General features: G+C 69.0%; 9 protein-coding genes. 7 read left to right on the top strand and 2 right to left on the bottom strand.

The window, feature by feature from the left end:
• Nucleotides 1–11 precede the first annotated feature (11 nt).
• A complete protein-coding gene (locus tag AC1DWP_RS11870) occupies nt 12–1,115 on the top strand; it encodes a glycosyltransferase family 2 protein (RefSeq protein WP_477614681.1) in 1,104 nt (367 codons plus the stop codon).
• Between the two features lie 9 nt (nt 1,116–1,124).
• Here the strand turns inward: AC1DWP_RS11870 and AC1DWP_RS11875 are convergent, their stop codons facing one another.
• Nucleotides 1,125–2,288, bottom strand: coding sequence for a glycosyltransferase family 4 protein (locus AC1DWP_RS11875; RefSeq protein WP_477614682.1), 1,164 nt, complete (start codon nt 2,286–2,288; stop codon nt 1,125–1,127).
• Entirely contained in the window at nt 2,279–2,464 is a 186-nt protein-coding gene (locus AC1DWP_RS11880; protein ID WP_477615296.1) for an Rv2993c-like domain-containing protein, read from the bottom strand. Before AC1DWP_RS11880 ends, AC1DWP_RS11875 begins: the two co-directional genes overlap by 10 nt.
• A gap of 145 nt (nt 2,465–2,609) precedes the next feature.
• On the opposite strand from AC1DWP_RS11880, the gene AC1DWP_RS11885 reads away from it, so the two are divergent.
• From AC1DWP_RS11885 to asnB, 6 genes are all read left to right on the top strand, one after another.
• Nucleotides 2,610–3,734, top strand: a complete 1,125-nt coding sequence (locus AC1DWP_RS11885) for a DegT/DnrJ/EryC1/StrS family aminotransferase (RefSeq protein ID WP_477615297.1) — start codon at nt 2,610–2,612, stop codon at nt 3,732–3,734.
• Nucleotides 3,735–3,810: 76 nt separating this feature from the next.
• Nucleotides 3,811–4,926 (top strand): DegT/DnrJ/EryC1/StrS family aminotransferase, encoded by a 1,116-nt coding sequence (locus AC1DWP_RS11890; RefSeq protein ID WP_477614683.1) that lies wholly within the window; start codon nt 3,811–3,813, stop codon nt 4,924–4,926.
• Between the two features lie 34 nt (nt 4,927–4,960).
• On the top strand, nt 4,961–6,478 hold the full coding sequence (locus AC1DWP_RS11895; protein ID WP_477614684.1) for a lipopolysaccharide biosynthesis protein: 1,518 nt from the start codon (nt 4,961–4,963) through the stop codon (nt 6,476–6,478).
• Nucleotides 6,479–6,708: 230 nt separating this feature from the next.
• Nucleotides 6,709–8,031, top strand: a complete 1,323-nt coding sequence (locus AC1DWP_RS11900; protein WP_477614685.1) for a nucleotide sugar dehydrogenase — start codon at nt 6,709–6,711, stop codon at nt 8,029–8,031.
• Complete coding sequence (locus AC1DWP_RS11905) at nt 8,031–9,317, top strand: glycosyltransferase family 4 protein (RefSeq protein WP_477615298.1); 1,287 nt, start codon at nt 8,031–8,033, stop codon at nt 9,315–9,317. The genes AC1DWP_RS11900 and AC1DWP_RS11905 overlap by 1 nt, the downstream gene beginning before the upstream one ends.
• An 11-nt stretch (nt 9,318–9,328) precedes the next feature.
• Nucleotides 9,329–11,236: an asparagine synthase (glutamine-hydrolyzing) gene (gene asnB, locus AC1DWP_RS11910; RefSeq protein WP_477614686.1), complete on the top strand. Its 1,908-nt coding sequence runs from the start codon at nt 9,329–9,331 to the stop codon at nt 11,234–11,236.
• Nucleotides 11,237–11,279 lie beyond the last annotated feature (43 nt).

The raw sequence follows: 11,279 nt of genomic DNA on the forward strand, positions 1-11,279 counted from the left end.
CGCAAGGAGAGGTGGGGGGTATCGATGCGGGAGGAAGAGCCACGCGCTCGGACCGACCGAAGGGGCAAGAGATGAGCGCGGTGAGCGTCGTTATTCCTTGCTACAAGTACGGCCACTTCCTCGAGGAGGCGGTGCGGAGCGTCCTGGACGACCAGCCGGGCACCGACGTCCGAGTACTGATCATCGATGATGCATCGCCCGACGACAGCGGCGAGGTCGCCATGGAGCTGGCGGCTCGGGAACCACGGTTGGAGGTGGTTCTCCACACCGTGAACCAAGGCCACATCGCCACCTACAACGAGGGCCTTCTCGAGTGGGCTGACGGCGATTACTCGGTACTCATGTCGGCGGATGACCGCCTCACCCCGGGATCTCTGGCGCGTGCCGTGAAGTTGTTGGACGCCAACCCGAATGTCGGTTTCGTCTACGGCAACGTCCTGGAGTTCAGTGACGGCGCACAGCTGCCACGAGCACGAACCAGGCTTCGGGGCTCGTCGGTCTGGCCTGGCGAGGACTGGCTGGAACGGCGATTTCGCCAAGCGGAGAACGACATCTCGTCGCCCGAAGTTGTCGTGCGCACCGCAGTGCAGAAGCGCGTCGGTGGGTATGACCTACGGCTCCCACACACCGGAGACCTGGAGATGTGGCTACGCCTGGCGGCTGTGTCGGATGTGGGCTTTCTTCGCGGAGTCGAACAGGCGTACTACCGAAGGCATGCACAGAACATGTCGAGGAGCTACAGCCCGGTGCCAGACCTCGAACAGCTGCGGCTGGCCTATGAGTCAGTGCTACTGCGCTGCGGCTCTCACTTGTCCGATGGTCCTCACCTGTCAGACTTGGTGCATCGGAAACTGGCCTGGAAGGCGCTCTTCGTGGCCGTCCGCGCCTTCGACCGCGGATGTGCTGGTCAGACTCCGGTCGATGAGCTCGTCGCATTCGCCCTGGACGTCTGGCCGGCCGCGAGACAGATGCCGATGTACCGCGCGCTCAAGCTTCGTCAGCGGATCGGGCCGCGAGTCATGCCCTACCTCCAGCCGTTCGTCCTCCCCGCTGCCGCCGCGCGTCGGGCTGAGTGGTGGTGCCTGAGCGGCTACTACAAGGCGGGCGGTGTCTGACGTCGGGTGTCACAACGAGCCACGGTCAGTTTCCTCAACCGCCTTCACGGGGACGCCTAGCAGGAATGCATAGAGCCGGGGGGCGACGACGGCTGCGTCGTAGTCCCTTCGGAACCTGTCTCGGGCCGCCGCGGCCATGTGGAGTCGCGCTGGTTCGTCGTCCAGGCAGCGCATGAGTACGGCCGCTGCCTCAGCGGGATCGTCCAGCGGCCAGAACCGACCCTCGATCCCCTCGTCACACATCTCGGCAATTCCCCCGCTGTCTCCGGCCACGATGGGCAGGCCGGCGGCCATCGCCTCAATGATGGCGATGGGCAGGGACTCGGAGTTCGAGGCGTGCACGTACACCCGGTAGTCCGGGAGGAACTCCCGCACATCCGACCGAAAACCCCGGAACCTCACCTGGTGCTCGACGCCCAACTTTGTCGCCAGCAGCTCCAGCTCCTCGCGCGACGGGCCGTCGCCGAACAGGTCCAGGGTGAGGGCGTGCCCGTCCTGTCGAGCGTGCGCGAGCACCTCGAGGAGAAATCGCTGATTCTTGGCGGGTTCCAGCCTCCCGGTAGTGACCAGGTCGGCCCACGGTTCCTCGCGCCGACCTGTGGGCAACGGCTCTACGAAGTTGCCCATGATCGTCGATGGGACCGCCGCCGCGTCTGGCAACCAGCCGAACAGGGCGTCCCGGCCCCATCGAGACACGTACACGATTCGATCGGTGCGTGGGATCGTCCGCCTCTCCACCTCCCGGATTGATCGAAACACCCGTCCACCGCGTTTGATGCCTCCGCCGTCCGCGACCTCGTCGGCCTGGGAGATGCGGAAGTGCACGACGAGGACCACCTGCTGATGCGATCCGCGTCGCGCGCGAAGTGCCGCCCGCGCCGCCAGCGGATCCTGAGCGTAGACAACACAGGCACCGGTTTGGGTGAGGGTACGCCGCAAGGCGTTCCGCAGGAAGACCTCGTGCCAGTGTCGATACCAGAGGATGCCGGCTGGCTGACTCAGTGGGTCCAGCAGAACTCGGCGAAGTCCGAAGACGGGGTACCGCAGGAGCCTGCCCCAGGAGAAGGGGGTGATGAGCAGACTCGGGATGCCGTCCTTGTCGAGGTGGCTGCGCAGCTGCTGGACGTGCGCATGCACGCCTGTGTTGCCGTCCGGACGAAGGCTCATCGCCATGATGATGGGAGTAGGAAGGTCATCGGCCACAGCGCCACCCGGCCGCGACTTGCTGTGTTTCCTGTGAACGCGAATGTCGCCCCCCACTCACCCTCGGACGTGCGTCTGACGTCAGCCCCTTGGACGAAACCGTAGACCGGCCCGCCCCCATGCGCCACCGAACCGACGGAACCCATCCTCACGCAGGGCGCGGCTCTCCATCATTTGGGTGAGCCCCATGACGGGGCCCTCATGACATGTTTCCCATAGTTGCCCCGCGCTGGGGGTTGGCAGGCACCCGTGTGAGGGGACCGGGAGATGGAGGCTGGCGTGATCCCAGTGATGAAGCCATGGCTGGGCGAGGAGGAGGCCGCAGCGGCCGCCGAGGCCGTGGCCTCGGGGTGGATCGCCCAGGGACCGCGAGTGGCCGAGTTCGAGGCTGCGTTCGCCGCGCATGTGGGCGCGCCCCACGGCGTGGCCGTGTCGTCGTGCACCTCGGCGCTGCACCTGTCCCTCCATCTCCTGGGCGTTGGCCCGGGCGACGAGGTCGTGGTGCCGTCCTTCTCCTTCATCGCGACCGCGAACTGCGCCGTGTATGTCGGCGCGACCCCGGTGTTCGCGGACGTGGAAGCCGCCGACGGCAACCTCAGCGTGCGGACGGTGGAGCCGCTGCTGACCGAGCGCACCCGCGCAGTCGTGGTCGTCGACCAGGGCGGGATGCCGGCCGATGTCGAGCCGCTGCGACGGCTGTGCGACAGCAGGGGGATCGCCCTCGTGGAGGACGCTGCGTGCGCGGCTGGTTCCCGCTACCGCGGTGGGCCCACCGGTTCGGCAGCGGCTCTGGTGGCGTGGTCGTTCCACCCCAGGAAGCTGCTCACGACGGGCGAGGGCGGCATGCTGACCACGTCTGACCCCGAGCTGGCAGAGCGGGCCCGTCGGCTGCGAGAGCACGGGATGAGTGTCAGTGCCGCTGCCCGCCACCTGAGCCGGCAGCCGGTGATCGAGAGCTATCTCGAGGTCGGCTTCAACTACCGGATGACCGACGTGCAGGCAGCAGTCGGCCTGGTCCAGCTCGGGAAGCTCGATGCGATGGTGCAACGCAGACGTGAGCTCGCGCGTGCCTACCAGGAGATGCTCGTCGACGTCCCCGGGCTGCGCACGGTCGAGGACCCGCCCTGGGGCGAGTCCAACTTCCAGTCCTTCTGGATCGAGCTGGACGCCGGCTTCCCGTTGAGCCGCAACGAGCTCCTGACGGCCCTTGCGGCCGACGGGATCTCCGGTCGCGCCGGGATCATGGCCGCCCATCGGCAGCCTGCCTACGCCGAGCACACGCGCGTCGAGCTGCCGGTGACGGACCGGTTGACCGACAACACCCTCATCCTCCCGATGTTCCACACCATGACCGAGCTCGAACAGGAGGTCGTGGTCTCCGCCGTGCGTCGAGCGGCCGGGCTGCGAGCGGCCTGATGCCTGTTTCCGTCGAAGACCGCGACACCACCGTCGAAGACCCGGCACCACCGTCCGCGCCCAGGAGGCCGAACCCGTGAACTCGATCCCGCTCGTCGACCTGTCCCTGCAACACGCGCTCATCGCCGAAGAGGTGGCGTCGGGCTTCGCCGACGTGCTCGACACGGGCGACTACATCGGTGGCAAGGCAGTCGCTGCCTTCGAGCACGAGTACGCCGAGTTCATCGGCGGCCACTCCTGCATCGGTGTCGGCAACGGGACCGACGCCTTGGAGATGGCGCTGCGCGCGACCGGCGTCGGCCATGGGGACGAGGTGATCGTTCCAGCGAACACCTTCATCGCGACCGCCGAGGCCGTCGTGCGCGCGGGCGCCAGGCCAGTCTTCGTGGACGTGGACGAGGACGCCCTGCTGATCGACCCTGCCGCGGTCGAGGACGCTGTCAGCGATCGGACGCGCGCGGTGATCCCGGTGGACCTCTATGGGCAGGTGGCGCCGTTCGAGCAGCTCCCGCCGTCCCTGGCGGAACGGGGGATCTCGGTGATCGAGGACGGCGCGCAGTCGCAAGGGGCAACGAGGTACGGGCGTTCGGCGGGCACCTTCGGCGACGCGGCGGCAACGAGCTTCTATCCCGGCAAGAACCTGGGCGCCTATGGCGACGGCGGTGCGGTTACCACCGACAACGAGCGGATCGCGCAACGGGTGCGGCTCCTGGGGTCCCACGGCAGCCCGGTCAAGTACGAGCACACGGTGTTCGGCTTCAACTCCCGCCTCGACACGCTCCAGGCGGTCGTGCTGCGCGCCAAGCTGCGGCACCTCCCGGAGTGGAACCGCGAGCGCCGTGCGGCAGCAGCGGCCTACGACCGGATGCTCGGCGGGACACCACGGCTGCGCCTCCCGACCACGTTGCCCGGCAACGAGCACGTCTGGCACCTGTACGTCGTGCGGGTGCCCGACCGCGACGAGGTCCTGCGACGCCTGCAGGCAGAAGGCGTGGGAGCCGGAGTGCACTACCCCGTGCCGGTGCACCTCGCGCCGGCCATGGCCGAGCTGGGTCTGCGACCCGGCCAGTTCCCGGTGAGCGAGCGGGCCGCCCGGGAGATCTTGTCCATTCCCATCTTCCCCGGCATCTCGACCAGCCAGCAGGAACGTGTCGTCGAGGTCCTGCTCACCGCGATCAGCCGCGCCTCGTGAGCCTGGCGGGGAACCCCGGACGGTGTCGTGACGAATGAGCGTTGAGGAGCGGGTTCTGGAGGGAGACCTCGGCAAGCGTGCCGCGGCCGGGGTCCTCTGGCTGGCCGCGCAGAAGTGGGCGGTCAGGGCGAGTGGTTTCGCCACCCTCGTGGTGCTGACACGGCACGTCTCTCCCCGCGAGTTCGGGGTGGTGGCGGCGGCCATGACCGTGATCCCCACGATCTACCTCCTCGCCGACCTCGGCTTCTCCACCTACCTGCTGCAAACCGAAGAGGTCGACCGGAAGAGCCTGAGCACCGCCTTCTGGGCCTCGGTGGCAGCAGGGCTCGTCCTCGGTGCCGGTCTGTGGGCCTTGGCGCCCCTGCTCGCGGAGGCCTTCCGCAGCGCCGAGCTCGACCAGGTCCTGCGGGCCCTGGTCCTCGCAGTCGTCCCGACCGTCCTGGCGGCCGTGCCACTCGCGCTGCTCCGGCGAGCCATGAAGTTCCGCGCCGTCGCGGTGCAGACCCTCGTCGCCGCCTTGCTGGCGCAAGGGGTCGCCGTCGTGGTCGCCCTGAACGGCGGCGGCGTCTGGGCGCTCGTGGCCCAGGTGGTCGTCACCCAGTGGGTGATCGCCATCCTCGCCTGGTGGGGCGCCCGATGGGTGCCCGCCCTGTGGCTGTCGCCGCGGCAGTTCCGCCAGATGGCTGCCTTCGGGGTGCGGGTGTCGAGTGTGGACCTCGTGTCTGCCTCGCGGCTCTGGGCGGAGAGCTGGGTCATCACGGTCACCCTGGGACCGGCGGCGCTGGGCCTGCTCAGCATCGCCCAACGACTGGTGCAGGTGGCCCAGGAGCTGACGGCCGTCTCGCTCGTCCCCGTGTCGACGGTCGTCTTCGCCAAGGTGCGTGAAGCGCCCGACCGTCTGCGTGCCTCGTACGTCAAGGCACTGGGCATCGCCTACGCAGTGGTCTCCCCGCTGATGGTCGTCATCGTCGTGACGGCTCCAGTGCTCGTCCCCATGGTGTTCGGTCAGGCCTGGGGTGCCAGCGTCAAGCCCGCCCAGGCCCTGTCCATCGCGGGGATCGTGACTCTGGGCGCAGCGCTCGACCACGGACTGTTCTACGGCCTCGGCCGTCCGGGGCGCTGGCTCGTCTACGCGGTGGTCGTCGACGCGGCCACGTTGGCGACGACCGTCATCGCGGTCCGCTGGGGCCTGGCCGGCGTGGCGGTCGGTTTCGTGGTCGTTGCGGTGCTCGCCACAGTGGCTCGTTGGATCATCGTCGGGCGGATGCTGGGGCTGTCGACCCGAGTCGTGGCCAAGCCCTTCCTGACGGTCCTGGTGCCGACCGTGACGGCGATGCTCGTCGGGACCCTGGTGATGCGCGCCGTCTCGGGCCTGGACCCGCGTGCCGGGCTGGCTCTCGCGGTCCTCGGCACCCTGGTGGTGAACCTCGCGGTCCTGCGGTTCGTGGCGGGAAGCATCATCCGCGACGCCCTCGGCATCTTCCCCGCGCCCCTGAAGTACACGCGTCGGGTCGTTCGGCTGATGCGGCTCGACGAGGTCGTGACCTCCTGACGTCGTGAGGACCACCCAGAACCACGTCGTCGGGTGCGCGCCCGGTGCACCCCCGGAGGGCGGTCTCCACCATTTGACCCAGAGGGCTCTGGCCAATCCGGACGACCCGCGTCATGTGTGTGCAGGTGTTGTATTGAAAACGCAGTGGAGGGGACGCATCGAACGATGCGGCAGCTACCGAGGGAGGCCCGCATGACAATGATCCGAGGGATGTGGACCGGGGGGCCGGCATGAAGGTCGCGGTGTTCGGTCTGGGATACGTGGGCACCGTCACGGCGGCGGGACTGGCCTCGCGCGGTCACGAGGTCTTCGGGGTGGACGTCGACACGCTGAAGGTGGACGCCATCAACCGCGGGCAGAGCCCTGTCGTGGAGCCCGGCGTCGACACGATGGTCCAGGAAGCCGTGGCAGCGGGTCGGCTCCAGGCCACGACCGACGCCAGGCTCGCCGTCGAGGGGGCAGACGTCTCGCTGATCTGCGTCGGCACCCCGTCGTCGCCGCGAGGCGACACCGACCTCACGTACATCAGCCGTGCGCTCGCCGACCTGCGCCTCGCGATGGAGGTTGCCCAGCCACCGGCCTCGGGCGTCCACTCCGTCGTCGTCCGCTCGACCGTGCCGCCCGGCACCGTCGCCACTGTGGTGGCTCCCGAGTTCGTGGAAGGCCGCGTGCCCGCGAACTGGTCCGTGCGCACCGCCATGTGTCCCGAGTTCCTGCGCGAGGGCTCCGGTATGGCCGACTTCTTCGCACCTCCCTTCGTGGTCGTCGGAACCGATGACGAGCAGGCGCGGGCGTCGCTCACCGAGCTCTTCGCCTTCCTCGGCCAGGAGATCCACCATGTCGACGTGGCGACGGCCGAGGCGCTGAAATATGCCTGCAACGCCTTCCACGCGGTCAAGGTGACCTTTGCCAACGAGATGGGTCGGGTGTTCGCTCCCTACGGCGTGGATGCCCGCAGGGTCATGGAGATCTTCTGCGAGGACCGCAAGCTCAACATCGCGCCGACCTACCTGCGGCCCGGCTTCGCCTTCGGCGGCTCGTGCCTGCCGAAGGACCTGCGCGCCCTGCAGAGCATGGCCCGGCACACCGGTGTCGAGATCCCGCTCGTGGGGTCCACCATGACGAGCAACGAGATCCTCGTGCGCTCCGTCGTCGACCGGGTGCTCCAGACCGGGTACCGCCGGGTGTGCCTGCTCGGCCTGAGCTTCAAGATGGACACCGACGACCTGCGCGAGAGCCCCAACCTGGAGGTGGCCGAGCGGTTCGTGGGCAAGGGACTCGACGTCCGCATCTACGACCCGATCGTCAATCCCGACAAGCTGATCGGCGCGAACCTGCGTCACCTTCAGAGCAAGCTCGCCCACGTGAACCGGCTCCTTGCCGCCACGCCCGAGGAGGCCCTGGCGGACGCGGAGGTCGTCATCGTCTCGTCGTCCGACGCCGCGACCCTGAAGGCGCTCACCATGGCCGACCCGCGTGTGGTCATCGACCTCAACGGCAGGCTGGGCGAGGCGGTCGAGCAGCTCCCGGCATACGAGGGGGTCAACTGGTGATGCGGCGCCACGGCTCGCCCGCGTCACCGACGCGGGTGCTCATCATCGTCCAGAACCTTCCAGTCCCCTTCGACCGGCGGGTGTGGCTGGAGTGCCAGAGCCTGGTCCGGGCCGGCTACGACGTCAGCGTGATCTGCCCCACCGGTGACGGCACCGGACGCGAACAGGTCGTCGACGGCGTACGCATCCTGGCCTACCCTCCCTACGCCCCTGGCGGCGGCGCGGTGGGGTTCTTCATCGAGTACGCCTACTCGTTCCTGGCCACCGCCTGGCTGGCGTTCAAGGCCAGGAGGCGGGGTACCTTCCGCGTCGTCCAGGCCTGCAACCCGCCGGACATCTTCTGGCCGCTGGCCAGGGTGCTGCGGCTGCTGGACGGCTCGCGATTCGTCTTCGACCACCATGACCTCTGTCCTGAGCTCTTCGAGTCGCGGTTTCCTGACGGTCCGCGGCCCTTCCTGCGAGGTCTTCTGCGCCTCGAGCGGGAAACGTTCCGCGCAGCCGACCGGGTCACCTCGACCAACGACTCGTATGCCGCGATCGCGAGGTCGCGGGGCCACAAGGCGCCCGAGCACGTGACCGTGGTCCGGACCGGTCCGGACCCGGAGCGCCTGCGCCGCCAGGAGCCTGACCCGGGGCAGCGACGGGGCCGGGAGCACCTGGTCGCGTACATCGGTGTGATGGGCCCCCAGGACGGGGTGGACATCGTCCTCGAAGCCGCCGACATCATCGTCAACACCTTCGGGCGGCACGACATCTCCTTCACCCTGATGGGCAAGGGTGACTGCTACCCCGACCTCGTCGCGCAGCGCGACCAGCTCGGCCTCGCCGACTACGTGGACATGCCTGGCCGGGTCCCCGACGAGACCGTGAAAGCCGTCTTCTCCACCGCCGAGGTGGGCCTCTCGCCGGATCCGCTGAACCCGCTCAACGACGTCTCGACGATGAACAAGACGATGGAGTACATGGCGTTCGGCCTGCCGGTCGTCGCCTTCGAGCTCAGGGAGACGAGGGTGTCGGCGCAGGACGCCGCGCGCTACGTGGAGCCCGGAGACGTCGAGGGCTACGCGCGCGCCATCGTCGAGCTCCTCGACAACCCCGAGGAGCGCGAAGTGATGGGCCGCCGTGGCCGCGAACGGGTCGAGCAGCACCTGGCCTGGGAGCACCAGCGCGTCGGGTACGTCGCGGTCTTCGACGAGCTGAGCGGTCGCCTGCCCGCATCACGCAGCGAGACGTCCTCAGCCTCCGAGCCCCAGCCACCCACCGAGCTCCTCCGCGCGAAGGCCTAGTCATGTGCGGGGTGGCGGGCGCGTACCAGCAGCCTGACGGCAAGGTGGTGGTCTCGACGATGGTCGACCGGATCGACCACCGCGGCCCCGACGCCCGCGGTGTGGTGGAGCTGGTCGACCCGGAGAGCTCCGTCGTGCTCGGCCACCGACGGCTGTCGATCATCGACCTCTCCGCCGCGGCCGACCAGCCGTTCGCCCGGGGCGGCCTGACGCTGAGCTACAACGGCGAGCTCTACAACTTCCTCGAGATCCGCCGCGAGCTCGAGTCCCGCGGGGTGCGCTTCGCGACCCGGTCCGACACCGAGGTCGTCCTCGAGGCGTGGCGCGCGTGGGGCCCGGGCGCACTGCGCCGTTTCCGCGGGATGTACGCGTTCGCGATCCACGACGAGCGCACCGGGGACCTCAGCCTCGTCCGGGACCCGCTCGGGATCAAGCCCCTCTATGTCATGCCCAGGGGTTCGGGGATCGTCTTCGCCTCGGAGCTCAAGGCGATCATCGCGGCCGTCGGCCCGGAGCTGCGGGTCAATGCGGCGGGCATGGTGGCGTCGGCGCTCTACTACTGGCTGCCGCAGGAGTACGACGCGGTCGAGGGCGTCCACAAGCTGCCTCCGGGAACGTGGCGGACCTACCACAAGGACGGTTCGGTGAGCTCCGGCGAGTTCTGGAACACCGCCGAGGAAGCTGCCCGTGCCGCCGCCACCGGGCCGACAACGGACCTGCGCGAAGTGCTCAAGACCTCCGTCGAGGCCCACCTGATCTCGGATGCCCCCGTCGCCTCGTTCCTGAGTGGGGGGCTGGACTCGAGCATCATCACCGCGCTGGCCCACCAGGCGGATGCGGCGATCGAGGCGTACACGATCGCCTTCCGGCCGGAGGACCAGCGGCTCGAGGCCATGCCCGATGACGCGCGCTACGCCCGCATGCTCGCCTCGCACCTGGGGATCCGGTTGCACGAGATCGAGATCAGCCCCGACATCGTGGACCTGTTGCCGCGCATGGTGGACATCCTCGACGAGCCGATCGGGGATCCCGCAGCCATCAACACGCTCCTCATGTGCGATGCCGCCCGCTCCGCCGGCGTCAAGGTGCTGCTCTCCGGCATGGGGGCCGACGAGCTCTTCGGCGGCTACCGCAAGCACCTGGCCACGCTGATGACTGCGCGTTACCGCCGGGTGCCGCGCACCCTGCGCACGGGAGTCATCGCCCCCGCGGTCCGTGCCATGCCCGTCGCCGTCGGGCAACGCGGCATACGAACCGTCCGTTGGGCCCAGCGGTTCCTGACCTTCGCCGAGCTGCCGGAGGAGGAGGCCTTCCGCCGCAGCTACACGATGTACGACCGCGACGAGCTGGTGGACCTGCTCGACCCGAGCCTGGCGGGCCAGGTCGACGGGGTGATCGACCACCACCGCGCCGTCTACGAGGACAACGACCTCGCCGACCAGGTCAGCCGCATGTGCCTGGCCGACTCGCGGATGTTCATGGTCGGGCTGAACCTCACCTACACGGATCGCGCGAGCATGGCCGCCTCCACGGAGGTGCGCGTGCCGTTCGTCGATCCCGTCGTGTTCGCCGCGGCGTTCGCGCTGCCCGGGTCGGACAAGATCCGCGGACGCGTGCAGAAGGCGGCGCTCAAGGACGCCGCCCGGGCCTGGCTGCCCGACGAGATCATCGACCGTCCGAAGGCCAGCTTCGGGGTCCCGCTGCGGGCCTGGGTGACGAACGACCTGCGCGAGCTGGTCGATGACGTGCTGCTCGGCGGCGAGCTGGTCCAGACCGGGTTCCTGCGTCGCGAACCGCTGTCGAGACTCGTGGACGACCAGCGCAGCGGGCGTCGGGACGAGTCCAAGCAGATCTGGCAGCTGCTGTGCCTGGAGCAGTGGTACCGCAACGTGCGGTCGGCAGGGGTGAGTGCGGGGTGAGCAGGGGGTTGTCTCCCGCCGTCCGGGGAGGCCACGGGCAGGG

It is taken from the genome of Pedococcus sp. P2_F6 (genome assembly GCF_056403675.1).